Annotated in this window: 24 protein-coding genes and 2 tRNA genes; 13 read left to right on the forward strand and 13 right to left on the reverse strand. The window is 46.8% G+C overall.

The features are described from left to right. Positions 1-48: 48 nt before the first annotated feature. Positions 49-1329, reverse strand: coding sequence for a tyrosine-type recombinase/integrase (locus ACKTSG_RS04830; protein WP_407892492.1), 1281 nt, complete (start codon positions 1327-1329; stop codon positions 49-51). Positions 1330-1470: 141 nt separating this feature from the next. On the opposite strand from ACKTSG_RS04830, the gene ACKTSG_RS04835 reads away from it, so the two are divergent. The 3 genes from ACKTSG_RS04835 to ACKTSG_RS04845 all read left to right on the forward strand — a co-directional run bounded on the left by ACKTSG_RS04835 (position 1471) and on the right by ACKTSG_RS04845 (position 2494). Beyond that, positions 1471-1659: a hypothetical protein gene (locus ACKTSG_RS04835; RefSeq protein ID WP_407892494.1), complete on the forward strand. Its 189-nt coding sequence runs from the start codon at positions 1471-1473 to the stop codon at positions 1657-1659. Positions 1660-1765: 106 nt separating this feature from the next. Next, positions 1766-2293 (forward strand): hypothetical protein, encoded by a 528-nt coding sequence (locus ACKTSG_RS04840; protein ID WP_407892496.1) that lies wholly within the window; start codon positions 1766-1768, stop codon positions 2291-2293. A gap of 15 nt (positions 2294-2308) precedes the next feature. Beyond that, the gene (locus tag ACKTSG_RS04845; protein ID WP_407892498.1) at positions 2309-2494 is read left to right on the forward strand and encodes a hypothetical protein; all 186 of its coding nucleotides are present in this window, start codon (positions 2309-2311) and stop codon (positions 2492-2494) included. A 101-nt stretch (positions 2495-2595) separates the two neighbouring features. Here ACKTSG_RS04845 and ACKTSG_RS04850 read toward each other — a convergent pair whose 3' ends face one another. Together ACKTSG_RS04850 and ACKTSG_RS04855 are read right to left on the reverse strand one after the other, a co-directional pair. Further along, positions 2596-2880 carry a type II toxin-antitoxin system RelE/ParE family toxin gene (locus ACKTSG_RS04850; RefSeq protein ID WP_407892500.1) on the reverse strand — a complete coding sequence of 95 codons (285 nt, stop codon included), beginning with the start codon at positions 2878-2880 and terminating at the stop codon, positions 2596-2598. Next, entirely contained in the window at positions 2867-3139 is a 273-nt protein-coding gene (locus ACKTSG_RS04855) for a type II toxin-antitoxin system RelB/DinJ family antitoxin (protein ID WP_407892502.1), read from the reverse strand. The genes ACKTSG_RS04850 and ACKTSG_RS04855 overlap by 14 nt, the downstream gene beginning before the upstream one ends. Positions 3140-3589: 450 nt before the next feature. Here ACKTSG_RS04855 and ACKTSG_RS04860 point away from each other — a divergent pair, with 450 nt between their 5' ends. Then, on the forward strand, positions 3590-4504 hold the full coding sequence (locus tag ACKTSG_RS04860) for a Gfo/Idh/MocA family protein (RefSeq protein WP_407892504.1): 915 nt from the start codon (positions 3590-3592) through the stop codon (positions 4502-4504). A 32-nt stretch (positions 4505-4536) separates the two neighbouring features. On the opposite strand, the gene ACKTSG_RS04865 is transcribed toward ACKTSG_RS04860, so the two are convergent. The 7 genes from ACKTSG_RS04865 to ACKTSG_RS04895 form a co-directional block, all read right to left on the reverse strand. After that, positions 4537-4659, reverse strand: coding sequence for a hypothetical protein (locus ACKTSG_RS04865; RefSeq protein WP_407892506.1), 123 nt, complete (start codon positions 4657-4659; stop codon positions 4537-4539). A 33-nt stretch (positions 4660-4692) separates the two neighbouring features. After that, positions 4693-4944: a hypothetical protein gene (locus ACKTSG_RS04870; protein ID WP_407892508.1), complete on the reverse strand. Its 252-nt coding sequence runs from the start codon at positions 4942-4944 to the stop codon at positions 4693-4695. A 16-nt stretch (positions 4945-4960) separates the two neighbouring features. Then, positions 4961-6166, reverse strand: a complete 1206-nt coding sequence (locus tag ACKTSG_RS04875; RefSeq protein WP_407892510.1) for a metal-dependent hydrolase family protein — start codon at positions 6164-6166, stop codon at positions 4961-4963. A 120-nt stretch (positions 6167-6286) separates the two neighbouring features. Beyond that, positions 6287-6357: transfer RNA gene (locus tag ACKTSG_RS04880), tRNA-Gln, on the reverse strand. 297 nt (positions 6358-6654) lie between these two features. Beyond that, a complete protein-coding gene (locus tag ACKTSG_RS04885; protein ID WP_407892512.1) occupies positions 6655-7965 on the reverse strand; it encodes a tyrosine-type recombinase/integrase in 1311 nt (436 codons plus the stop codon). Between the two features lie 647 nt (positions 7966-8612). Beyond that, positions 8613-9659: a hypothetical protein gene (locus tag ACKTSG_RS04890; protein WP_407892514.1), complete on the reverse strand. Its 1047-nt coding sequence runs from the start codon at positions 9657-9659 to the stop codon at positions 8613-8615. 10 nt (positions 9660-9669) lie between these two features. Next, positions 9670-10215, reverse strand: a complete 546-nt coding sequence (locus ACKTSG_RS04895; protein ID WP_407892516.1) for a hypothetical protein — start codon at positions 10213-10215, stop codon at positions 9670-9672. 217 nt (positions 10216-10432) lie between these two features. Between ACKTSG_RS04895 and ACKTSG_RS04900 the strand changes: the two genes are divergently transcribed. Further along, complete coding sequence (locus ACKTSG_RS04900; RefSeq protein WP_407892518.1) at positions 10433-10741, forward strand: helix-turn-helix domain-containing protein; 309 nt, start codon at positions 10433-10435, stop codon at positions 10739-10741. Positions 10742-11372: 631 nt separating this feature from the next. Here ACKTSG_RS04900 and ACKTSG_RS04905 read toward each other — a convergent pair. Both ACKTSG_RS04905 and ACKTSG_RS04910 read right to left on the reverse strand, forming a co-directional pair. Beyond that, positions 11373-13853 carry a phage/plasmid primase, P4 family gene (locus ACKTSG_RS04905; RefSeq protein WP_407892520.1) on the reverse strand — a complete coding sequence of 827 codons (2481 nt, stop codon included), beginning with the start codon at positions 13851-13853 and terminating at the stop codon, positions 11373-11375. An 11-nt stretch (positions 13854-13864) separates the two neighbouring features. Then, complete coding sequence (locus ACKTSG_RS04910; RefSeq protein ID WP_407892522.1) at positions 13865-14164, reverse strand: helix-turn-helix transcriptional regulator; 300 nt, start codon at positions 14162-14164, stop codon at positions 13865-13867. A gap of 653 nt (positions 14165-14817) precedes the next feature. On the opposite strand from ACKTSG_RS04910, the gene ACKTSG_RS04915 reads away from it, so the two are divergent. Together ACKTSG_RS04915 and ACKTSG_RS04920 are read left to right on the forward strand one after the other, a co-directional pair. Further along, a complete protein-coding gene (locus tag ACKTSG_RS04915; protein WP_407892524.1) occupies positions 14818-16242 on the forward strand; it encodes a C69 family dipeptidase in 1425 nt (474 codons plus the stop codon). Between the two features lie 114 nt (positions 16243-16356). After that, a tRNA-Glu gene (locus tag ACKTSG_RS04920) sits at positions 16357-16428 on the forward strand. Between the two features lie 102 nt (positions 16429-16530). Here the strand turns inward: ACKTSG_RS04920 and ACKTSG_RS04925 are convergent. Continuing rightward, positions 16531-17172 (reverse strand): TMEM175 family protein, encoded by a 642-nt coding sequence (locus ACKTSG_RS04925; protein WP_407892526.1) that lies wholly within the window; start codon positions 17170-17172, stop codon positions 16531-16533. 550 nt (positions 17173-17722) lie between these two features. Here ACKTSG_RS04925 and ACKTSG_RS04930 point away from each other — a divergent pair. From ACKTSG_RS04930 to ACKTSG_RS04955, 6 genes are all read left to right on the forward strand, one after another. Further along, the gene (locus ACKTSG_RS04930; RefSeq protein WP_407892528.1) at positions 17723-18262 is read left to right on the forward strand and encodes a helix-turn-helix domain-containing protein; all 540 of its coding nucleotides are present in this window, start codon (positions 17723-17725) and stop codon (positions 18260-18262) included. 15 nt (positions 18263-18277) lie between these two features. Beyond that, positions 18278-19366 (forward strand): ABC transporter ATP-binding protein, encoded by a 1089-nt coding sequence (locus ACKTSG_RS04935; RefSeq protein WP_407892530.1) that lies wholly within the window; start codon positions 18278-18280, stop codon positions 19364-19366. Between the two features lie 4 nt (positions 19367-19370). Then, positions 19371-20189 carry an ABC transporter permease gene (locus ACKTSG_RS04940; RefSeq protein WP_407892532.1) on the forward strand — a complete coding sequence of 273 codons (819 nt, stop codon included), beginning with the start codon at positions 19371-19373 and terminating at the stop codon, positions 20187-20189. Further along, entirely contained in the window at positions 20186-21010 is an 825-nt protein-coding gene (locus ACKTSG_RS04945) for an ABC transporter permease (protein WP_407892534.1), read from the forward strand. Before ACKTSG_RS04940 ends, ACKTSG_RS04945 begins: the two co-directional genes overlap by 4 nt. Next, positions 20994-22067 carry an ABC transporter substrate-binding protein gene (locus ACKTSG_RS04950; RefSeq protein ID WP_407892536.1) on the forward strand — a complete coding sequence of 358 codons (1074 nt, stop codon included), beginning with the start codon at positions 20994-20996 and terminating at the stop codon, positions 22065-22067. Before ACKTSG_RS04945 ends, ACKTSG_RS04950 begins: the two co-directional genes overlap by 17 nt. Before the next feature lie 788 nt (positions 22068-22855). Continuing rightward, positions 22856-24424, forward strand: coding sequence for a helix-turn-helix domain-containing protein (locus ACKTSG_RS04955; protein WP_407892537.1), 1569 nt, complete (start codon positions 22856-22858; stop codon positions 24422-24424). Positions 24425-24577: the final 153 nt, after the last annotated feature.

Raw genomic sequence — 24577 nt, forward strand, 5'->3', positions numbered from 1 at the left:
GCGTTATTGAGAAAATGCGTTCAGTCCAAAATAAACAGCGTTTCTCTCTCAACTGTTAAGAAAACTGTTAAGATGAGTGACTCGGCGCCCCTTTTTAGGGGCGTTTTTTTGTTGCGTTTCGAGGTATTCGTTGAGTTTATGGGTAGCAGATTTTTTGACCTTCGGAGTGATTTCAGCGTAGATCTGGGTAGTTGAAATGTCTTTGTGACCGAGAATGTCCTTGATGTCTTCCAATGGGACACCAGACTCGCGGAGGGTCACGCCGAGTGTGTGCCGGAGATCATGAACAGTGATCTTCGGCAGCGGGGGATTGATCTGGTCGGTTGCGCGCTTCATTGCGCCATAGACGCCACTTTCTCCGACAACTTGGCCAAAGTATCGCCGAGTTCCCATATGCTTCCAGACAAACTCCCCAGGGGCGATTGTGGGCGCGCCATCGCCAATATCGACCACATCGCCATTGGGATACCACAAAGCACGATATTCGAGCAGTGCGGCGCGTAAGCGATTAGTCATATACAGCGTGCGAAATGATGCCGGATACTTTGGATCATCGAGAATGATCTCACCAGCGTGATCACCTACTTCAGCGCGGTACAGCCGAGTCTTATTGATATCCACAGTGTTGTCCGTAAAATTGATATCGTCCCAGGTAAGCGCTAGATCTTCACCTTTGCGAAGACCGAGATTCAGAACTGTTAAGAAAAAATAATACCAGACTTTGTTTCGATCCTTTTTGACAGCCTCAAGAAAGGCATCGCCTTGTGGGACAGTCCAATAATGCAGCCGTTTGATTTGACGTGCGGATCTTGGGTACTCGACGTTGATGGTTGGATTTTCGACGATGTATCTAAGCTTCACAGCTTTTGCCAAGGCGTTGCCGATCGTAGCGTTGATGATCGATACGGTATTTCGTTGGAGGGGGGCACCGTTCTTACCACCATGGTCGAGCATGTCGAGGATGAACTGCTGATGAACTGTGGGCGTGTACTCGCGTAGCATATAATTGCCGATGTTAGGAATGAGGTAGTGATCGATGTTATAGCGATAGATGATCATGCTGCCTTCTTTGACGTTGACTTTGTACTTCTCGACCCATTCAGTCAGCCAGTCCTTTATCATCATCTTGTCACGCCGGCGTCCAGTCCGTTTTAGTTTGGCAAGGTCTGCCGTTTTTTCTTTGGCCCAGTCATTCGCTTCCTCCCAACTGTCGAAACCGGCCTTGTGGACATTGGCTTGCTTGCCGGTACCTTTATTCCAGTGATCGTAGATTTGAACATCGTACCTGACTTTTCCAGATTTTAGTGTATAAGGTTTGATTGTTGCCATGAAATTGCCTCCGATTTGAATACTACGTACCAGTTTTACAAACTGACGTTCGGTGACCAGGTTAAATAAAAACCCCAAAATGGGGTTATAGATTTTACCTATATAAACATATATAATATAGGCTGAAAGTAGGTGCGGATTATGAAAAGATTTGCAAGTGACGAAATCATCATGGAATTACAAATGATTCATAAAGAGTTACATGAGCTAAATCAACGACTAGACACTGGTCGTTTGCTTAAAAATCATGAAGGTGACGATCCGGGAATTCCAGGGATCAGTGCAGATTTTGTTGATGATCTCAAGAAAATATCTCCAAAATCTTGCTAACACTTAGAGTGGAAGTACTTGGTGTTTTTACTCTTAAACTGAGTAAAAAATCAATGAGCATTTGATTTACCGGAATCAGGCCGACCACTGGAAGGATATCCCAAAAATGTTGACCTTCTATTGTTGCTACCGGAAGCATTTTAAGCGCAATAAAGCGATTCAGCTCACGCTTTATATTGTTATTAAGGAGTTCCTTGCTCAGCAACGAGTTGCGATCCTGAATATCAGCCAGTCACCGCTTTTCTACTGGTTCTTTCTTCAAATTCATCTGAATCCATCTATGTATAAAGATGACAAAACGCTGACCAAATATGTTTCAGATTCTTCATTTGTTCCAGTTCCAGAATCCCGTAAGAAACAATATCCGGTCGTTCATGAACTTGCCCATGTATTCCATAATGAAATGTGGAATGAGTCGCTTGCACAGCCTGAAAGAGTCTTACGCGTGATGAATTTGTTGCTGGCCAGCTCCGGCAGATCTATAATATTTATAGAAAGCAGAACAAGAATGTCGCGACTAACTTGGTATCTAAATACGCAAGCGACAGTCCGCGTGAAGAATTCGCAGAATTATTCGTGGCAGCTCGCATTGGCTACAACAGTAAATGGGCTGAGGCAATGCGCACGTATCTGAAAGGGGTGAAATAGCATGGAACGATTAAGCCTTAAATTTCTAGATCATCCAGAGTGGCAAAAACGCGAATCCGACGGGTGGCCATGGAATAGTGATGGCGAACTCATGCTAATTGACAACCCCACGAAGGAAGCTTCAGAGGCGTATCAAGAGTATCTCACCCATGTTCGACAACAGCGCCAATTATCTGGAGACTACTAGCATCCAATTATGGGTGCTTTTTTAATGCCATGGTCCTGAGCATGACCAATCAAAAACTGTTTTATACGACGGAAAAAAATAGCCCGCAACGCGGACTATGCTTACTTGTATAGCTCATCATGTGAGCCTGTGGCGATTAATATGAGTATCAAGACGTCATCGTCAATTGTGTACTCTAGTAGCCACTTGCCGGCTTTATCGATGTGCAATTCACGATAGCCTTGCTTGTCGCCAACCAAGGCGTGGTCTTTTAGACGTTTGAGGGTTTCAGCATCTTGTGAAGCTAATGCACGGATAGCCACGTTATAGTCAGCTAGACGGTAGTGCTTTTTTAGCATTCGTTTGAGCTGACGATCGTAGCCTTTGACCCGCTCAATCTTCAGCATATTTTGATACTTCCTTCAAGTAGTCTTCGACCTCCGTTGGCGCTGTGACGTGGCCAGCTTCAAGCTCTGCAATGGCACGGTCTAATGCGGTTGGGTTGGCGTTTGGGGTAAATGGTAGCGTGTGTGTGCGCTTGACGGCTTTTAACGTCATGACGATAAGGGTACTCATATCTAGACCCATCGCATCTAGATCTTGTTGAACGCTGTCTTTAAGCTTGCGGTCCACACGAACCGTGATTGTGCTGTCTTTTGTCGTCATATGATCATCTCCTACAAGTATTGTACTACGCTGTTCATACAATGTAAAACATTTAGCAATCAATGAGCTATTAAGTGTTCCTGCATTGCTAGGCTACGAATAAGCATGCAAATCGCTCAAGAACGCAAATAGAAGGGGATGTCGAATGTGAAAAAAAGCTCAAAAGTGCACCTGATTTACGGCGTCAGATAGTTAGCCGGCTAACTATCTCGATGGCTGTGATCTGTGCGAATCATGAGGTCGTAATTAAGATTACTCGGGGTTTACTTGCGATCACGATTGTATCGACTTTTTAAACGTCACGTTGATTTATTGAACTTGATCATGGGCTGTCCCGGCATCAATTTGAAGACCATGCAGCCATCTTTTTCGTTAGGAAACTCGCTTGTGACTTGTGCCGGCTTGCCGCTTGTGCTAGCGTGAAAGTAACAAATTAGAATGGGTGGTCGTATGTTAAATATTGGTGTCGTGGGCCTGGGCAATATTGCGCAAAAAGCATATTTGCCAGTTTATGCTGAATTACAAGATCAAGCACAGTTTTATTTGATCAGCCGTGACCTGGAAAAGGTGACACGCATTGCCAACAAGTATCACATGGTCGCAGCCGGAACGGACTTGGACGCGTTGGACAACTTGCAACTGGATGCGGTGATGATCCATGCGGCCACAAGTGTTCATTATGAAATGGTGAAGCATTTTTTGGCGCGAAATGTGAATGTCTTCGTGGATAAGCCGTTGGCCACCAATATGGATCAAGTCACTGAGCTGTATCTGCTGGCGGCGCAACATCAAAAACTGTTGACAGTGGGCTTTAACCGCCGCTTTGCGCCAGCGGTGAAGACCTTGATCGACATGCCAGAGAAAAATGTGATCAATGTGACCAAAAATCGCATTGCTAGTCCGCAACCACCTAAAGAAGCCATTTTTGACTTATTGATCCATCCGCTGGACACCGCGCTGGCATTGGCAGGCTTTCCAGCTGAACCAACGGCGCGCTACACCATGCACGCAGATAAAGATGGGGCGCTGGAACAAGCGTCAGTGACCTTTATGGGTAGCGGCATTCGTGGTGAAGCGGCGATCAATATGGTGGCTGGCACCAACTTGGAAGAAGCCACAGTTGGCACGCCTAATGGGTTATTTCGCGTTGAGGACTTGGCGACTAGCCACACTTACCATGGCACCAGCCATACGGTGATCGCCAGTCCTGATTGGCAACCGATGCTGGAAACGCGCGGTTTTGCGCCGTTGGTTCGCGCCTTTTTTGACGCGGTGGCCAATTCTGGCGAAAATCCGATCGCGCCGGCTTCCAGTCGCTTGACCCATCAGTTGTTATGCGACATGGTCAATCAATTGCAAGCTTAAGCATTAAAAAAACCGACGTGATGTCGGTTTTTTTAATACTTTTTACTATTGAGGATCACTAAGATGCCACTGGCCATGGCGATGGCACTGGCGGCTATCGATACTGCGCTAGCCGCGGTGGCGATGATCCCCCAAGGTTTGGTGTTGTGTTTCATGATCGACCTCCAAGCGTTTTCTTTATTGTAAAGTTAATCATGATAAGGCGCAAGGATGCGCTGCCAAGTCTGGGCATCTTCATCGGGACAAGCGTCGGTCAAGGCGTCTTCTAGCGACACACTGCCATCAGGTGCTACGGCATAAGTAATCAAAACGGCGGGGATGGTGGGATCGTCTAGGCTTTGGATCTGGCCGACGTGACCGGGCTTTAAGTGACTTTGAAAATGGGCCACCGCTTGGCTCAACGATACGGGTTCGACGACATCAGAACATTGATATCTCATGCTAAACACCTCTTAGTTAGTGTACGCGAGTCCCATTTTGGAAAACTTGTTTGTCAGGTTGCATCAAAGCGTGAATATCTTTCAGTGGATCTTTGGCCAATACCAAAAAGTCCGCCGCTAAACCTGGTTGCAACGTCCCGCGTTGTTGATCGACTTTCAACAACTGTGCGGCTTTGATGGTGGCGCCTTGCATGGCTTGTAAGGTGGTGGCGCCGCATTTGTCGACCCACAAGGCCAACTCTTCTTGCGTCCCGCGATCGAAGCGATTGAACGGGGTACCAGCGTCAGTGCCGCACACGACATTGAGATCAGTTTGAAAAACCATTTTCAAGTGTGCAAAAAAGTCGTCGCGCACCGCGTCGTTTTTGCGGGTCATGTAAGCGGGCAGGGAGTCGCGGCCATAGCGGCTGATGGCAACAGGCGCATTTAGTGTTGGCACCAGATATTGATGATGGGCGATCATGGCTTGTACTTGCTTTTCGTCGATGTAAATACCGTGTTCAATGGAATCAACGCCAGCGTCTAAGGCATTTTGAATGCCAGCATGGCCTTGGGCGTGGGCAGCGACAGTGCGGTGCTTGTTATGGGCTTCTTCAACGGCAACGGCCATTTCTGGCACCGTCAGCGCGGTATCGTCGATCGCATCGTTAGGCGACATCACCCCGCCAGTGGCCATCACTTTGATATTGTCGGCACCAAGTTTGATCGCTGTGCGGACGGCTTTGCGCATTTCGTCAGGGGAGTCGACTAAATACGACATGTTGGTTTCACCATTCAAGCCTTCGACAAAATCCCCATGGCCGCCTGTCATCGACATCGGCCGGCCGCTAGGGACGATGGTTGGGATCGGCTCGCCAACTTTTGGACCTAAGTGTTTGAGGTTGATATCGACATTAAAAGCACACCCGCAGTCGCGTACGGTGGTCACACCAGCGGCCAACAGCTGACGGGCGGCTTTAATGGCATTAACAGTCACTTCGGTTTCACTGCGATGATCCAAATTGTTGGCCATGGGGTCCATCGACAAGTGCACATGGGCGTTGATCAAACCTGGGGTGACATATTGGCCATTCAGATCCACTAAGTCGTCATCTGCTTGCAGTGGCGCCTCGCCGCTACCAGTTGCTGTGATCTTGCCAGCAGCCACGCCAAACCACGCATTAGCGGTAGGTTGAGTGGTGGTGCCAGTCCATAAGTTGCAATGTTCATAATAAGTGGTCATTTGATCGCCTCCACCGCCAACTTACGCCAAGCAAGAAGCAGTGTCAATGCCTTAATGGCGGTGAATTTGGGCACAAAAATACCGCGAAACATCAAAACATTTCGCGGCTTTTTCATTAAGTTGGGTAGATAGGGATCGAACCTATGATTATGGATTCAGAGTCCACTGCGTTACCACTTCGCTACTACCCAATAAGTTTTTCAACAAGAAATAGTTTACAAAAAATCCACTGAACTGTCAATGTAAACTTACTTTTGCCGCGCCCTTGCCACTTTTTTTAGACCTGAGCCAGCCATGTAGCGAGGCGAGTGTGAGACTAGCTGAGATAGTGCACTGGCTGGAGTTTTAACGGCTTAGATGCAACATTTCGCAACACTGAGAATGGCTGGAGTGCTACTCTCACAAGAAGTTGAGCTACTGCGTAGGTTGCTTTTTGCAAGGCTGATATGCAACATTTCGCAGTTTTTTGAGAGTCGTGCTTTTGGGGCTCAACTTTCAAACGCCTTGTTCATTGCCACCAACGCGTTATTTATATCGCCGCTATCTGCATCCCCATACACGTCTAGAGTCATCTGTGCTGACCTGTGACCGGCTAACTTGGCTACAATAACGGGTGAGAACCGCTGTTTGTTGAGCATGTAGGAGATAAAGCCAGCTCGTAAGTCATGAAACCGGCTCTTTTTGGTTAGGATGCCACGCTTCATCAAGTCTGGCCGCATTTGTATCCACTTGTGAGTGAAAATGTTCAACTCGTACAGCTCTTTAGAGTTTGGCTTCATCCACAACATGGGATAGCGAGCATCTGTGACGCGATCGCGCCACAATGCTAGCCGCTTTGGTAGTGTGGCTCTGTAGTCGAGTAGAGCTTCCTTAACCTTGTCTGGTAAACCTACCACACGCTGACCGCCGTTTTTCGTTCCCTCTTTTATAGTGCGAACTAGCTTGCCATCTTCGCCCGTGTACTGAATGAGTGTGTGTCTCACGTTCAACATAGAGTGTTTGAAGTCTATGTCTGTCCACATAAGCCCGAGAATCTCTTCACGGCGTAACCCACACATTAGAGAAATGAGCATCCCCGCACGATACATGGGACTGAGGTTGTCTAAAACCTCTACAACACCATCATATTGACTGGCAGTGATGACTGTTTTCTCGCGATACTCTCGCTGTCGGCCTGAGACTGAGTGACACGGGTTGAACCGCTTAGGAACAAGCTTAGCCTCTTGAGCCAGCCTGAACACTTTGGATATATCGTGCAAGTAATGATTCAATGTGTTGTTAGACACATTGCGCTTTAACTTTATATTATCTAGCAAGTTTTCTACGTCATCTGGCGTTATTGTGTCCAATGGTTTTAGACTGAAAGCGGGGTAATCTCTATCTATTATCTTGAGATTTGGTCGTCTACCTAATTGGACGCCCTGTAGAGAGCCCACATGCTTCTGAGAAACGGCTGAGCCACTGAGTAGGGCCTCCTGTTTGAGCTGAGTAAAGAACTGGCCGTCATGAGCGGGAATGTCACCTTGAGCTGTGTAGTCCCTGAAAGTTGGGGATGCACTCACTTTGTTCAACGCTTTGGCTTCTACCACAGGTTCGTGAACAGCCTTGTAAGCTTGTTCCTGAGCTTCTAGCCACTGAACATACAACTGGCGGGCTTCCTTGTCCGTCTTGCCTTTTACTGTCTTTTGCTTGCGCCATGGAGCTGTTATGGGTGAACCTAAACAGCATCGAAATACATATCCCCCTTTTCGTGTTTTCTGGATACCGGTTGAGACTGGCTTGTTATGAATCTTTTCCATGATGTGACCTCCTAAAGGCCAACACCTACAGGCACATTGTAGAGAACGCACTGGACTAAATCAAGCTGAAACGGGCTCAATGGGTATACACAAAGGACGTATTCTTTTAGCTTTTAACTGGTAGTTAGAACCTCGACACGATGGGATTATCGTGAATCGCGATAATTCGACACCGTATTTTCACTTGCTATTAGGATAGGACACAATAGGTTGGAAGAGTGTCAAAAAGTTGCATAGTTGTGACCTGAAACCTGAGCCAGCCAATGGAGAGGTGTTTTCTACCGTCCCTTTGAGCAAGGGTGTCCAGTGTGTGGACTGCTTTTCAATAGCCGTGAAATGGGGCAATAGCATCACACAGGCTGTTCTCACTGAGCTTTCCCTGAATCTGGGAACGGGCCTCTATTGATTTTCAAGACGGTCTGTTATTGGGTGCTTACGATGAATTTCTCTCTAATTCCCTTTAAAAAGTGGATAAAGCCCGCTATATAGGCATTATCTATAGGTGGTAGGTCTATATATAAAAAGTTTTCATTTCTGCAAATTACTACTGTCAAGATAATATTGGTATGCGCGGTTACTGTCTTCAATGACGGGGCGGGGATGAAAAAGACACACCCATGATTATGGATGTGCCATTATTTGAATGTTCAGTTGCCTGCTCTTTCGTCAGCTTCATTCAAAGATAACCCAAACCAGCCATCCCAATGCCACCAAATGTTGTCAGGTGAACCATACGCAATGGCGAGTGAATGAGCATCTCCACGGTTGTATTTACCATACTCAGGAAAGACGTTATCAAACGTGAATTGGCCAATTGAGGCGTTCGGCGAGTGCGTGACTACCGTACCCATTTTTGAGACTGATTGAGGTGTAGGAACCTGTGTACCATCAACTAGAAAAATTAGTTTAGAAAAATCCAGCGATTGGTTATCTGGAGCGTTTGTCCATGCGGCAATTGCAAAGTGCGTAAACCTTGCAAGCGTTGTTATCTGAAATCCTGCTTTTTCGGCATTGCTATCATCGCCGGGCGGCGTACCTTTCTTAGGCAGATTCGGAATTTCCTGTGATGAATCGTTAGTTGCATCGTCACTGTCGGTAGTGGTATTGTCCGCATCTGCATGTTGTTGCTGTGCATCCTTGTTAATTTTTATCGCTTCCGCTGATTTCAAGTTTGAGGAGGAGACGCCACTATCGCGGATTGCTAGATAAGTATAGGCCAGTGGATAGTCAGCACTTAGGTACTCAAATAATCCATCTGCAACGTACAATTGATTAGAAGTGTTAGCAAAGATTTCAGCTACTTTTGATGAACTATTTGGCTTGACCGTGATTGTGCCAGTCAAATGAGAGTTTGTGAGGTCGCCTAACTCGTTAATTAAAAACTTGCTTTGGTCAAACTCCACCCGTTTGTTTGTTTTGTTGGTGATAGTCATATCTACGTTACAAGGCGCGGGCGCATAGGTTGTTTGCTTAGCGCTTGCTTTGGTTGCATCTTGGTATGCCTTGAAACTAAAACTGATTTTCTCCCGTTCTGCTTTTGATAGAAGCTGATATGATTCTGTGGTAACTTTGTGCACCGCCGGTGATCCGGCGTGCACTCCTTTAGCGGTACTTTTTTGAGTGGTGTTAGAATTTGCACCACACCCAACCAATGCAACGGAAAGTAAGCAAACAATAGCAATTTTTTTGAACATGACAGTCCTCCTACTCTTTTACTTTACCAACTTCAATCAAACGAACTTCATTAGTACCTGAGGCATCTAAAAAACTTGTAAATGCGCTTTTACCTATAATGGTTTTTCTGAATATTCCTGAAACCTTGGTCACTGACACTGAAAGCTGTGGGTAGAATGGGTCGTCAAGTGCAGTATGTAGCGCTAATCCACGCGGCCATTGGAGAACAGATTCCTCAGGGTTTGTAGTCCAGTACAAAGTATAATTTTCGGAGGCGTTGTATATTTGATTTGCAAGGTCGCCACTCTTGTTGGCTTCCTCAACCGCGGTTTTTTTCTCGTACAGAAGTGAGCCATCGTTCTCTTTGTCAGTGCCAAATGCAATGTAACCTATTGTCCGATACTTATCGGAAACTTTGACCTGATATTCAAAAATTTTTCCTTCTACCACTTTTCTAACTTGAACACCACTGTGTGTATAGTGATAGCCAACCAATAACGTAATCACGACTATTAGACATTGTATGATGAAAACTATTTTTTTTGCACGTACGGTACTTGATGCCTTATTATCCAAAATGATTCCCCCTCGTATCTCGACTGATACACGTAAAATGAAAAGTCTCAGTTGTTAGACAAAACTTTTAAGCCCAAATTGACGCGTTTTTGTATTTCAAAGCTAATAATACCACGTTACAAGTCCATATAGTCCTATATAGTTATAGCGCGTCAGTATAGTCATTCAAATGTCATCAGATAACCGTCAAGCTTGATGTAAAAAGGCGGTGTTGTTGATGTTACCTCGGAACATTGGCATCCAAATTAGGCAAAAACGGATTGAACAGAAAATGACTTTGGACGAGTTGGCTGAGGCAAGTGATTGTTCTGTAGCTTTTATATCTAGGATTGAAAGACAGGCAACGGATTCAATCAGCCTCGCCAAGCTATTAGATGTGCTTCAAGCTCTCAATATGCACCCGTCTGATATATTTGGTATGTCCTCAATCGGGGATGATGAGACAACTTTGTGGGGTGTACTGCGGGCTTTGCCAGAAGAAGAACGCCATCAAAAGATTGTCGCCATCCTCGAACTATTAAAGTGAGTGATGCTTGTCGCTGATCGCGACAAGCTAACGCAACACCGTTTCATAAGTCAATATTTCATGAAACAAAATTCTCTGAGTGTCTCGTAGAACAGCGGCACAAACACTGGAGGTTGAATCTTGGCTGTAGCTCTGTTGAAGTATGCGGCTTATGACAAATAACAACGGGGTGAGGTAGTCCTAAGGGTGGGTTGTTTGTACCGCCCCTTGCAACCCTCTGCAACCTGCTTGCATACTCTTTGCATACCATTCAATCCCTTGGCGCTGTAGGAGAGTAGGCTAAAAGGTTGCAAAACACGCATTTTTTTCGAGTTCGGCACATATATGCCAGCTAGGAGCAAGGCTCATCTATACACACTCTCTATACCTTTATTTTTTCTGAGTTAGTAAAAAGAGGCTATTTTGCATACTGAAACGCTCCATCCCTTGTGGCTGTAGGGATTAGTTGGTATGCAAAGAGTATGCAAGGAGTTTGCAAGATTTCAAGAATGCTGTTACACCGGCGTTTGTCGAGTATGCAAAGAGTATGCAAGGAGTTTGCACATTCAGAAGAGTATACAAATGTGTCTGTACAGGGTATGGGTAAGAGCAACAAAAAAGGACACCCAACTGCGAGTATCCTCTTTTCTTTCTAGCTGACTTGTGCTGGCTCTGGTGAGTCTGGGAACTCCAGTGTGTAAATCCCTTTAGTTGCCTTGGTAGCTCCAATCGGTCCAAATGTAGTCGGACTTACTGACCCACGCTTGTGCGGTTTGAATCCAAAGTCACTGACCAGACTGCTCTCAAAAGCTGGCAAGGCTTTGGGTTGCTTGTATCCGAATGACTTACAAAAGTCTATGTACTTTTGATAAGCCCACCCACGAGGTACAACCGTGCTATTCCATGTCGAGACTTCCTCTTCTACAAACAAGTTTACACTGTCATTACCTTTAGCGAACCGTTCGGTTGCGTCTCTACTCTCTATTGTCTCAGTGAAACGTGATTTGCCTTTGATGACAGCAACGGCCAATGCAAACATAAACTCTCTAAACTCTTGCGACTTGATGAACTCACTACGAATTCGTCCGTCCGCCTTGTCTTTGTCGATGTGAGCATCAAACACGATAATGTGCATCCGTCTATTCGTGCCGCCCGTTTGGTTAGCAATCTTGGGTAGTTGGTTAGTCGCTTGAATCACACCCGCACAGGAGCGGTAGGAGTATGCGTCTTTGCCTTTGCCCTCAACCTTGATAACCCCACCAGTGGTCAATGAGTTGTAGTTGGCCGTGTCTTTCACATATACGCCAGCTTGTACATCATCCCCGATAATAACCGACTTGCCCACCACTTGTTCCATGGCGAACTGTCCGGCCATCTGGTCGATTGTGAGGGTGGCAACATTGGCTTGGCCTACAACGGCTTGGACAATGTCTAAAAATGTGGACTTCCCGTTACTGCCGTTCTCGCGTGTATTGCTCTGTTTGCCAAGTAGCCAAGTAGCTTGATTACGTGTTTTCATTGGTTGACAAGCATCTCCCAACACCTCCAACAATTGTCTTACTTTGCTAGGCTCGCCACTGCAAATTTTCTGTAGCAATGATACTGGCGTAATTGTTTCACCAGTAATTGTCTTAAAATTGAGATACCTATTGATACCGTCCACAGGATATGCCGTTGCAATCTTGCTTGTGAAGTGATAACGCGGGCTAAACGTGTGTAGCACAGTCTCTCCATGAGATATGTCAACAATCAGATTAGATGCGGCGATCATGTCGCCGCATTCTAGTCCTTGCGTGTCTCTCACACGACCTTGCTCTAACAGCTTTGCGTATACCTCTTTATAACGGGTTGAGTTGCTCTCTCTGTCCACTAATCCAACTAGGGTATTAAAGTAGTCTTGTGAGGCCGTATAGATACCTGTAGCGGGGTTATAAATTTGAATCAGTGGTAACGACTTGGCCGGTGTATCATGCCGGTTAGCCCACATGGGGATGCACTCAATGAGAATATCTGCAATGTCGGCGTTGCTAAGACTGGCTTTGTTTGTCTTTTCCTTGTTGGCCTTGCGTCGTGCTTTCCCAGCTCTGACTAATGCCAGCTTGACAGAACGCTGTGTGTATTCGGCGTCTTCTGATGCACGTAGATAAACCGGCGCGTCCGTCTGGTACAAGGTTCGGAAAGGTAGCTTATTCGGCGTGTAGGCGCTATGTAGATGTTCTGTAAGCTTGTTTTCATTGCCAGCGGCCAACTCTGCATCCCCACGGGCAAATACCGTCATAGCGTCGTGTAGGGCTTCTACACTAATTTCACCGGCTCTATATGAGTTGAGTACCAGCATGAGCTGAGTTGCAAAGCCTTGCTCTGTTTCTATCTTGTCGAGATGCTCAGATTTCAATTGCTCATAAGTCCATTCTGCCAGCAAATCGTGTACATAATCGTCTGGTAGTGTATTAGTGGCTTTATGTGCTGTAGGTAGCTGATTATCTACTGTTTTCACTACCTGAGAACCACTGCCCTGAATCGGGGTAGCGGTAGGATGATAATTCGCTACAATGCTGTCGACGTCCAACGGCTTTCCATCTGTATGTACTATCTCATGACCGGTATTCGTGGTCGTCAAGGTAGGAGCACCGAATAACTGCGACCATGTGTTCATAGCTGAGTCGGATTTCATCCCCAACAGCCCACACACGTATGCTGTGAGTGGCTCTTTAGTGAGCTTTCTGTCATGTTCCTGTTGTTGTAGGGGATGAGATAGGTTGAGAACAAGATGATACCGCGCACCCTTGTCAGCTTGTCCATATGAGATGCTAGGATACAACAGATACTGCAAGGCGCTGAGCTTGTCCTTTACAACCTGCAAGAACTTGGCCTCATCCCCGATGTGGTCAAAGTCAACGAACAACAGACTGGCCGCCTTGAAGTTTGCATCGTTCCGGATAGCTGGCTCTAGTGTTCCCGCCATCAGATAAGTAGCCGTGTTGGCCTTGTATTGTTCTAAGTCAGTGGTGTTCACATTATCCGGATGTAATACATAATCCAACACCGCTTCAAAGTCAGACTCTTGTGCGCGATCGCGCACAACAGGAGTCATGTTTCTAGTTGTGTAGCCTTTGGAAAAATACACAGTCATGTGTCTACCTCCTAGGCTTCTACTGAGCTTGCCAAAAAGAACAAGTCACTGATTTTCATGTCCATTGTGTCGGCGATACGCTTAGCTGTCTTGAGGCTGACTGGCTGAGTTTCAAGATGTGAGATAGTAGATAGGCTCACGCCGCTGGCTTCTGCCACTTGACTGTTCTTGATGAACTTGGGGCTGTGCATCAACCCAAAGAACCACGCTGTTCCATCGACGCGAACCATGATTTGCCCATTGTCGCCTGTGTGTTGTGAGAGTAGCTCCAACAACTCTGCTTGTTCCAACTGTGTTTCTGTTTTGCTCATATATGTATGCCTCCATACGTGCGTAAGTAACGGTCAACTAGGCAAAGAGATTGCCTTTTCACTGCCAGAAAATAGGGAGACGCCTCCCCATAATCCGGACTGTGTATTTTTTCGTCAAATATTCTTGCGCACGTGGCATATATCTGGTACAATGGCATTGTCGAATGATATTGTACGCTGTGATATGATGGTTTTTGTTTTGCAAGAAAACTTGACTTAAGTCTATTATACCACATTTCTATTTAGTTTACACAGTTTTTGTGTGAGCTTTTTTTGTGCCCAGCGCCAGCAAAATGAAGAACAAAAATAGCCCCGTTTTCACAGGGCTTGTGTAGGTGTTGACTGTTATTTTTAAGTTTAATATTTGAGCTTAAATGCTTTGTTTATGGGCTTTTGGTAGCTACGATTCAGAGTCCACTGCGTTACCACTTCGCTACTACCCAATAAGTTTTTCAACAAGAAATAGTTTACAAAAGATCCGCTTAACTGTCAATGTAAATTTACGCGAGTTAGCGCGTTTATGCGCGCTTCACGCGAACCGGCTCGCCTTGTTGGCAATCGGTTTACGTGGAGATTACGGTTGTGTAACGCAGGTGCTAAAACCCCAGTCTGGGGGTACACTTATAGGAGACTTTGGAAAAGAGGGGCACTATATGAAAATTGAATCAGCCTGCACGTCGATTTTGGTCGGGAAAAACGCCAGCATCGATGGCACCACCATGATCGCACGTAATGACGACACTTTCCACGTTTTATCCCCACATCGTTTTTACATGCATCCCGCGTGGAAAGGGGAAAAAGGCTTAACGGTCAAATCCCCGCTCAACAAGTTTGAAGCGACCTTGCCAGAAAACGGCTATCGCTACAACGCTGTGCCGAATGTGGATACCGAACACGAAGGCGACTATGAAGAAAGTGGCATCAACGAAAAGAATGTTGCCATGTCCGCGACCGAATCCACTTATGGCAACGAACGCGCCTTGGCCTACGATCCGTTAGTGGTCGATGGGTTGGATGAAGACTTGATGGTCAACATGGTGTTGCCATTTATCGAATCTGCGCGCCATGGGGTCGAATACTTAGGCCAATTGATCAAACAATATGGCTCCCCTGCTGGCAACTCGGTGTTGTTTTCTGATAAAGACAACGTTTGGTATATGGAAATCGTCACCGGCCATCACTGGGTCGCCCAACGCATTCCGGATGACGCTTATGCTGTGGCGGCCAACCAAGTCGCGATCCAACAAGTTGACTTCGATGACCCAGACAACTTTATTTGGAGTGAAGGCATTCAAGAGTTCGTTGAAGCCCATCATTTGAACACTGACCAAGAAGGCTTCAACTTCCGCCACATTTTTGGCACGATGAATGAAAAAGACCGCCATTACAACACGCCGCGTGTTTGGTATGCGCATACGATCTTAAGCCCAGACTTAGACGACGCGCAAAACCCTGAATCGGCAGACTTGCCATTTATCATGCACACGGCGCACAAGATCACCCGCGAAGACATTGCCCAAGTGTTAGGTTCTCACTACAACGAGACCCAATATGATCCATTAGGGCATGGCGCTGACGCTGACAAGTATCGCTATCGTCCGATCGGCTTAAACCGCACGCAAAACTCGCATATTTTGCAAGTTCGCGACGGGGCAGAAAGCATTATGTGGTTGAACATCGGCGTGCCGACTTATAGTCCTTACGTGCCGTTTTACACCAATGCCAATGATACGGATCCTTCCTACAGCCAAACCCCAATGGCCTTTGACGTGGACAAAGACTCTGCATATTGGCTACATCGTGAGTTAGGCATGTTAGTGGAAAGTCACTACAACCACTTCATCCAGCAAAACCGCGATTATTTGACTGAACTCAACCGCCGCTTCCGCGTGCACGTCGCCGAAACTGACGCTGCCACCGCAGAATTATCTGGGGATGAGTTGACCGAAGCCTTGACTGCAGCCAACTACAAGTTAGTGGCAATGGTCAAAGCTGAAACCAAAAAGCAGATCGCTAGCTTCGTGATGCAAGGCTTGGAATTAAGCAAGTTGACCTTCAACATGGACAAGAATCTGTAATACTAGTAAAGTCAAAGCCACGTGCTTTGGCTTTTTTTATTTGGCGTCTGCTAAGCAGTGCTTGACAATTAGTGAGAATCCTGTAAACTATTTAGTGTTCTTGATCGCGCTTATTGCCCGTTGGTCAAGTGGTTAAGACGCTTGGTTCTCAGCCAAGAATCACGGGTTCGACTCCCGTACGGGTGATCTCGCACCAACTAAAAGCTCTGAAATGCCTAGAAATAGGCATTTCAGAGCTTTTTTGTTGCAGTCAAAAAGCGATGCCGCCCAAACGCCATCGCTTTTTGATCAGTGCTTATTGGCAGCTTGTTTTTTCACGCCGATATGGATCACCTTAGAAAAACGCAAGTAGGCGACAAAATGAAAGACGACTCCAGCGATCAATAACCCACCTGCTAACGCATTGGAAAAGAAGCTTGAAGCGATCGATAACAGATAAATGCATACTGAGCGCGCCGGGTCCATGCGAATGCGGTTGTAATGTTGCTCAATGCCATTCAAGTTGCGCAATTCCGGATTATTTTCCAAGTAGCGATACACCACTAAGAAACTGCCAGAAATCAAGATCGCCACCACATCATACACGATAAAAGCGATTTGAATATCGGCTTGATTGCCATTGGTCAGCGCTTCGATCAATAACACCATCGCATAGTTGACCAAGGTGACCGTAAACAGCAACCCTAAATTCAAAATGTTGAGCGTCCGGTTGGTGCGCTTGACGGATAAGAAATAATCATGATGGAATAACCAACTGGTACCAACGTAAAAATACGACATCGCATACATCAAAAATAATGGCACTTGTTGCACCAACACGTTGGCAAGGCTACCAGCATGAATGGTTTCGGGTTTAAATTCTAAAATTAAGATCGTCAGCAAAATGGCAAACACGCCATCGCTTAACGCGTTGATCCGCTCTTTGGTCATTGACTTACCTCCGTGTGCCTATTTTACATTGAAATAGTAAGTAATGCAAAGCATTTACGTCTGAGATGTTATGGCGAGCGGCCTGAAACGCTGGAGGGTACAGGGAACAGGCATCAATGTGGAAAATTGGCCACATTACCTGAATCATCAGGTTGCCGCTATTAGGTATTACATACTAGTGCCAACTCCATATGAAACTATTGTCAGTTATCTGTTGCAGAGATAGCGGAGTCCCGAATCCAAACGCCCGGCCGGTCCGAACCGCATTTCGTTAATGATAAATCGGCTAAATCGTGGACCCGCTACCATTGATCGCCAATTCAAGGCGTCAAGAAGCTGGGCAGAAGCGCCGTCATGACGGCGGTGTTAAGGCTGTTACGTGTTTGTCATCACAATGCCACAAGTTTTTTAGCGATAAGTGCTTGTAAATGTGATCATCGCCGGTATAATTAGGCGTTGGTATTAAACAAATAGTTTAGTTTAAGCAAACTCGGTGCGTGACCATACCGCACCATGACGGGATTGCGCCGGAATCAAATGGGGGTGTGCCATGGACATAGGCCAGAAAATTCGCGATTTACGGATCCAAAAAAATTTGACTCAAGAAGAGCTTGGCGAGCGCACGGACTTGACCAAAGGTTACATTTCCCAATTGGAGCATGATCAATCGTCACCTTCGATGGAAACGTTCTTTGATCTGTTGAACGTCTTAGGGCAAACGCCGGCGCAGTTTTTCACTGAAACGCCTAATCAGCAGTTGGTTTACACCAAAGCCGATCAAGTGGTGTATGAAGACAGCGAGCGCGGGTATCACTTGCGTTGGCTGGTACCAGAATCCAATGAAAACGAAATGGAGCCGGTGATGATCCAATTTGAACATGCCGGCGAGTTTAAAACCTTTGAGCCTAGTCCTGCCGAAACGTTTGTTTATGTGGTGTCTGGGCGCGTGCAATTGGCGTTAGGCGATCAAGCTTACGTCGCCAAAAAAGGGGAAACGATCTATTTTCACGCGACACAACAACATAAAATCATCAACGTCGCCAAAACCACGTCGGAGATCCTCCTAGTGGCGACGGCATCTTATTTGTAATTTGGAGGGGACATTTTGAGCAAAACCATCATTGAACTGAAGCATGTATCCAAAGTTTACGGCGATACTGTGGTGTTAAAAGACATCAATATCGAAATTGAAGAAGGCAAATTCTACACCTTGTTAGGACCATCAGGATCTGGGAAAACCACGATCTTGCGGGCGATCGCTGGGTTTTTGGATCCTAGTCAAGGCGACGTGTTGTTCAACGGCAAGCGGATCAATGAAATGCCTGCCAACGAGCGGCCGGTGAACACTGTTTTTCAAGATTATGCCTTGTTTCCGCATATGAACGTCTTTGAGAATGTCGCCTATGGTTTGCGCATTCGTAAAACCAGTAAGCAAGACATCCAAGAACGCGTCACCAAGGCCTTGAAAATGGTGCGCTTAGACGGGTTTGCTGACCGCGAGATCTCAGAGATCTCTGGTGGTCAACAACAGCGTGTTGCCATTGCCCGCGCCATCGTGTTGGAACCAGCGGTGTTATTGCTGGATGAGCCGCTGTCGGCTTTGGATGCGAAGTTGCGCAAAGACATGCAATATGAACTGCGCGAATTGCAACAGCGCTTAGGCATCACCTTTTTGTTTGTGACCCATGATCAAGAAGAAGCCTTGGCGTTGTCTGATGAAATTTTTGTCATGAATGATGGCGAAGTGCAACAATCAGGGACACCGGTAGATATTTATGATGAACCGATCAACCATTTCGTGGCGGATTTCATCGGCGAATCCAACATTGTTGCCGGACACATGATCCAAGACTATTTGGTCGAATTCAACGGCAAAAGTTTTGAATGTGCCGATGCCGGTATGCGCCCTCACGAACCAGTTGAAGTGGTGTTGCGCCCAGAAGACTTAGATCTCGTCGCCCCTGATGCAGGGAAGGTCCAAGTGAAAGTCGATACGCAATTATTCCGCGGCGATTATTATGAAATCGTGGCCTATGATCAGCTCAACAACGAATGGCTGATCCATTCCACCAACCCAGCCAAAGACGGTGAAACCGTTGGGGTGACTTTTGACGCTGAAGATATTCACGTCATGCGCTTGAATGAATCTGAAGAAGATTTCGATGCCCGTTTGGAAAGTTACGAAGGGGAATAGGCGCATGAAAAAATCAACGACCAGTGTGGCGTTTTATGTCCCGTATGTGTTGTGGCTGGCGTTATTTGTGATCGCCCCGTTATTATTGGTGATCTATCAAAGTTTTTTTGATATCAATGGCCACTTCACCTTAGGCAACTATGCCACATATTTTTCCAGCGGCACTTATATTTTAATGACGTTCAACTCGGTATTTTATGCGTTTGTGATCACCTTGGTGACGCTGTTGATCTCTTATCCCACGGCATATTTGCTGCATTACACCAAACACAAGCAGCTGTGGATCTTGTTGATCATTTTACCGACTTGGATCAACTTGTTACTGAAAGCCTATGCCTTTATTGGCATCTTTTCGCAAAATGGTGGCATCAACACCTTCTTAAGCATGGTGGGCATTGGCCCCAAGCAATTCTTGTTCACGGATGCCGCGTTTATTTTCGTTGCCAGCTACATTGAAATTCCGTTTATGATCTTGCCGATTTTTAACGGGATCGAAGAACTGGACGAATCATTGGTCAACGCGTCGCGCGATCTTGGCGCCAAGCAGTGGCAGACTTTCACCAAAGTCATTTGGCCGCTGACGATCTCTGGGGTCAAAGCTGGGGTGCAAGCCGTGTTTATCCCAAGTTTAAGCTTATTCATGTTGACGCGTTTGATCGGCGGCAACCGAGTGATCACCTTAGGGACGGCCATCGAAGAGCATTTCTTGGTCACGATGAACTGGGGGATGGGCTCGACCATCGGCGTCGTGTTGATCGTGGCGATGTTTGTCATCATGTTCTTAACTGGTGAACGTAAAAAGAAACGGGGGCGTCGCGCATGAAAAAATTTAAACTCTCAAACGTGTATTTGTGGGCAGTTTTTGTGTTGCTGTATGTCCCGATCATTTACTTGGTGATGTATTCCTTTTCTAAAGGCGATACCATGACCAACTTCCAAGGCTTCACCATGGCGCATTACCAAGAACTGTTTGCCGACACCCGCATGATCCAAATCGTCATCGACACGTTATTGTTGGCGTTGTTGTCTAGCTTGATCGCCACGGCTGTCGGAACGCTTGGGGCATTGGCAATCAACCGTACCAGCAAGCCGGTGATGAAAAACACGATTTTGTCGTTGAACAATATTTTAATGGTGTCGCCTGATGTCATTATCGGGGCCAGCTTTTTGATCTTCTTCACCGCCTTGAAGATCCCGCTAGGTTTTGGGTCGGTATTGTTGGCGCATATCGCCTTTTCCATTCCGATCGTGGTGTTGATGGTATTGCCGAAGCTTCAAGAAATGCATCAATCGATGTTAGACGCCGCGCGAGATCTGGGGTCAAGCAATGCCCAGATCTTGTCGCGAGTGATCTTGCCATTCATCACGCCAGGCATTTTCTCCGGGTTTTTCATGGCCTTCACTTATTCACTGGACGATTTTGCGGTGACGTTTTTTGTCACTGGCAACGGCTTTTCCACGTTGGCAGTGGAAGTCTACGCCCGCGCGCGGCAAGGGATCTCCCTTGAGATCAACGCGTTATCTGGGGTGATGTTCATTTTCGCTTTGTTCTTGGTGGTGGGGTATTACTTCATTCAAACCAGCCAAGCCAAGCGCAAAGCCCATGTTAAAAAAGGAGGTCACGCGCTTGAAAAAACTCGTTAGCTTGACTGCCGTCGTGTTACTGGTGGTGTTAGGTTTGGCGGTGTGGTCTAGCCAACTGCAAAAGTCGCAAGGCGCCACTGGCGACAACACGTTGAACTTGTATAACTGGGGCGATTATATCGACCCGGCGCTGATCACCAAATTTGAAAAGCAAACCGGCTATCACGTCAATTACGAAACCTTTGATTCTAATGAAGCCATGTTCACCAAGATCCAACAAGGCGGCACGTCATATGATCTGGCGGCGCCTTCAGAATACATGGTTGAAAAAATGAATAAAGCCCACATGTTGTTGCCACTTGATCACAGCAAGTTGAAGTATTTGAACACCTTCAACCCAGATGTGATGAACCGCAGTTTTGACCCTGGCAACAAATACTCCTTGCCGTATTTCTGGGGAACGTTAGGAATCATTTATAACGACAAGTTTGTCAAACCCGGCGATATTCAGCATTGGAACGACTTGTGGAAGCCGCAGTTCAAAGACAACATCATGTTAGTCGATTCTGCCCGCGACATCATGGGCTTTTCGCTGGTATCGTTAGGCAAGTCGATGAATACCACCGACGCGCCAACGTTGCAAGCAGCCAAAGCCAAGCTTGATTCACTGGCGCCGAATGTCAAAGCCATTGTCGCCGATGAGATCAAAATGTACATGGCCGACAACGAAGCGGCTGTGGCGGTAGATTGGTCTGGTGAAGCGGCGGATATGATGGCTCAAAATTTCCATTTGCATTACGTGGTGCCTTCAGAAGGATCCAACTTATGGTTTGATAACTTAGTGATCCCAAAGACTGCCAAGCATTTCAAAGCCATATACGCCTTCTTGAATTTCATCGATGATCCTAAAAACGCGGCGCAAAATGCCAAATACGTGGGCTACACCACGCCAAACGAAAAGGCGCAAGCCCTGTTGCCAAAGTCGGTGCGTGAAGACAAGCAGTTTTACCCGAATGAAGCCATCATCAAGCGCTCTGAAGTCTACAAAGACCTTGATCCGTCAGTGGTAGGCTTATACAACGATCTTTTTCTCGAATTTAAGATGCATCGCAACTGATCTGTGCTCGGCATGTTTAACGACATGCCGAGTTTTTTTGCGCTTGACGCCGAAAATCTGGGGGCTACGGCATAAAGCGCTACGGCGGGCTGGTCATGGAACGCAATGACGCTCGTCGGAGCTAACTCGCAAAGCCCGCGAGTGGATCTCCTTCTCGCTGGGCACTAAGCGGTAAACCGCTAAGTGCCCCACGGCTGATGACCAGCCCGCCTACGCGCTTTATGCCTCCGCCTCCAGATTTTCTACAGATGGCCATCCAAGTTGCTGATCATATGAAATGGTATCGTTGGTTTCAGTTTCATGGCAATCAGTCAGCTTCGCCTACAGCTTTTTGAAACTGTTAAGTTGACTAAACAGTCAGGTTGCCACTAATAGGTATTGCATATTAGCACCAAAGCCATATCAGGTTGCTGTTATTATCTAGCAGTAGTGATAACGCAGGTCGTTTGAATTTGGGATGGAGGTTGGTTGGCCGCGGCATGGTGAGATTTTCGTTAGCGATTTATCGCTTACGGAAAGCCGCAGGAAAAGATCCGGCGGGTGGGGAGCGTAGCGAGACATCCCGGCTAGCTTTTTCGAGGACCCTCACCATGGCGCGGCCAGCCAACCGGAATCGCAAATCCAAACGACCGACTCCGCCTAACTACCAAATGCCGTAACGACGGCATTTGTTTCGTTTGTGTGGCAAACGAAACAAGATATTTTTATATATCATGACCGCCATGGCGTCTGGTCACTAATATAATAAAGACGATGACAACTTTGGAAAGGGGTGAAGGCCAATGCCTATGATGCAAAAACAAAGCGGGGACTTGTTTTTATCCTCATCTGCACTGGATCGGCTCAACTTGTTTACCACCATTCGCCAGCTGAGACTGGCGCAAATGCCGGTGGCGGAGCGCTTAGCAGCTCAAAAAGCTGGCGTGCCATTCGTCACTGAAGTCAATTTGCGACAAGTGGCGAATGCGACGGGACGCAACTACGGCAGTATCTACAACATCTACAATGACTTGCTTGGGGTCTTAGGCCATATCGCTGGCGATGCGCATGCAGACTTGGCCACGTTATTTAACATTTCCGATGCGCGCTTACGTTATGAAATGATCACCCAAACCAGTCCTTTTCAATACATGCAAGCCGCATTATCCGGCGCGGATATGCGCTTTGACGATTTCGTCGCGCCGATGCATTTGTCGCGTATGACAGTGATGCGCCACTTACACCCGCTGCGCGATCTGGCACAAGTTTTCGGGATCAAAATGCTGCCAGAGCATGTCAGCTTTGCCGGCGAAGAAACGCATTTGCGCTTATTGTTAACGACGTTGTTTTGGCAAGCGACTAATGGCGTGATCTGGCCGTTTACGCATATTGCGCACAGCACGGCAAAACAAGTGGTGGATCGGATCTATCAAACCTTAGATTGCCAAACCCCAAATGCCGCTTCAAAAGAGATCTCGATGTATTATTTGGCGGTGGCCTTGCAGCGGATGAAGGCTGGCCACATTTTGACTTATGATCGCAGCAAAGTGGTGTTGGATTATCCTTTGCCCAGCTTAGATCTAGCGTTAGGGCATGGGCATATCAAAGATTTCGACTTGCCGCCGATGACGCGCTTGCAAGTAATGGGCGAAGCGAACTTTGGCTTTTTCTTGATGCACTTGCAGCCAAATTTCGTGGTGTCCAATGATACCCAAATGCAAGTGTTTATCGAACGCTTTCGGCGTTATGCACCAGAAGTGTATCAGCTGACGCGCGGTTTTGTGTCGGCGTTTCCAGCTTGGGATCGGCCGCTGTCGCCAGCGGAAAAACAGTTGATGCAAGCCAATTTGTTGGCGGTGAGCGCTTCGGTGTTGACGCTAGGGGTGGATATCAATCAGTTGGTGGCGTACACCTTCCATCATGAATTGGCTCAGCGCCAAAAAGACCCGAATTACGAGCGCATCATTCGCCAAACCTTGACGCAAGTGATCTTGTCGCAGCATTTGGAAAGCTTTATCGACATCATCGATGCATTGTGCGATAACTTTTATCAAAATCTGCGGCAGTTCAAAGCCAGTTTTCGGCCGCAACAGCGCGTCAAAGTCTTGTTGTCGCTGGATCAAAGCGGGTTAGCGGATATCGATTTGGTGGCGATGTTGAAACAACAAGCCATCGTCACGTTATTGCCGCCAACGGCTGATCCTGAAAGCGCCGATTTGGTGATCCAAGCCGCAGCATTGGCGACGCAACCAGGGGCGAACTTATTCAACTGGCCAGAACATCCCACCCCTGAGTGCTATGGCGACTTGTATGCGGTGTTGATGAGTTTATGGCAGCAAAAACAAGCAGCGAGTACCCCTAAACGCAAAAGGGCCTAAAAAATAGCCTTCGGATCGTGATGATCTGACCTTTACCCAATTTGTTGGAACTGAATTCGATTTACCTGCAAGGCAGTTCACTGAGAGCTGTCTTGTTTTAAAATAACGTTTCGATACCGGAACCTTTCCATTCACCAGTTTCCGGATCAACCT

The organism is Lacticaseibacillus salsurae (assembly GCF_045862175.1).
In the GTDB taxonomy this organism is placed as follows: domain Bacteria; phylum Bacillota; class Bacilli; order Lactobacillales; family Lactobacillaceae; genus Lacticaseibacillus; species Lacticaseibacillus salsurae.

Coding starts and splice junctions, on each gene's coding strand:
- ACKTSG_RS04855 (WP_407892502.1), bottom strand. CDS start 3,139: ATGACGACAAAAGACAGCACAATCACGGTTCGTGTGGACCGCAAGCTT.
- ACKTSG_RS04925 (WP_407892526.1), bottom strand. CDS start 17,172: ATGACCAAAGAGCGGATCAACGCGTTAAGCGATGGCGTGTTTGCCATT.
- ACKTSG_RS04890 (WP_407892514.1), bottom strand. CDS start 9,659: ATGTTCAAAAAAATTGCTATTGTTTGCTTACTTTCCGTTGCATTGGTT.
- ACKTSG_RS04885 (WP_407892512.1), bottom strand. CDS start 7,965: ATGGAAAAGATTCATAACAAGCCAGTCTCAACCGGTATCCAGAAAACA.
- ACKTSG_RS04835 (WP_407892494.1), top strand. CDS start 1,471: ATGAAAAGATTTGCAAGTGACGAAATCATCATGGAATTACAAATGATT.
- ACKTSG_RS04865 (WP_407892506.1), bottom strand. CDS start 4,659: ATGAAACACAACACCAAACCTTGGGGGATCATCGCCACCGCGGCTAGC.
- ACKTSG_RS04900 (WP_407892518.1), top strand. CDS start 10,433: ATGTTACCTCGGAACATTGGCATCCAAATTAGGCAAAAACGGATTGAA.
- ACKTSG_RS04905 (WP_407892520.1), bottom strand. CDS start 13,853: ATGACTGTGTATTTTTCCAAAGGCTACACAACTAGAAACATGACTCCT.
- ACKTSG_RS04845 (WP_407892498.1), top strand. CDS start 2,309: ATGGAACGATTAAGCCTTAAATTTCTAGATCATCCAGAGTGGCAAAAA.
- ACKTSG_RS04955 (WP_407892537.1), top strand. CDS start 22,856: ATGATGCAAAAACAAAGCGGGGACTTGTTTTTATCCTCATCTGCACTG.
- ACKTSG_RS04875 (WP_407892510.1), bottom strand. CDS start 6,166: ATGACCACTTATTATGAACATTGCAACTTATGGACTGGCACCACCACT.
- ACKTSG_RS04910 (WP_407892522.1), bottom strand. CDS start 14,164: ATGAGCAAAACAGAAACACAGTTGGAACAAGCAGAGTTGTTGGAGCTA.
- ACKTSG_RS04870 (WP_407892508.1), bottom strand. CDS start 4,944: ATGAGATATCAATGTTCTGATGTCGTCGAACCCGTATCGTTGAGCCAA.
- ACKTSG_RS04860 (WP_407892504.1), top strand. CDS start 3,590: ATGTTAAATATTGGTGTCGTGGGCCTGGGCAATATTGCGCAAAAAGCA.
- ACKTSG_RS04915 (WP_407892524.1), top strand. CDS start 14,818: ATGAAAATTGAATCAGCCTGCACGTCGATTTTGGTCGGGAAAAACGCC.
- ACKTSG_RS04840 (WP_407892496.1), top strand. CDS start 1,766: ATGTTGACCTTCTATTGTTGCTACCGGAAGCATTTTAAGCGCAATAAA.
- ACKTSG_RS04830 (WP_407892492.1), bottom strand. CDS start 1,329: ATGGCAACAATCAAACCTTATACACTAAAATCTGGAAAAGTCAGGTAC.
- ACKTSG_RS04930 (WP_407892528.1), top strand. CDS start 17,723: ATGGACATAGGCCAGAAAATTCGCGATTTACGGATCCAAAAAAATTTG.
- ACKTSG_RS04940 (WP_407892532.1), top strand. CDS start 19,371: ATGAAAAAATCAACGACCAGTGTGGCGTTTTATGTCCCGTATGTGTTG.
- ACKTSG_RS04945 (WP_407892534.1), top strand. CDS start 20,186: ATGAAAAAATTTAAACTCTCAAACGTGTATTTGTGGGCAGTTTTTGTG.
- ACKTSG_RS04850 (WP_407892500.1), bottom strand. CDS start 2,880: ATGCTGAAGATTGAGCGGGTCAAAGGCTACGATCGTCAGCTCAAACGA.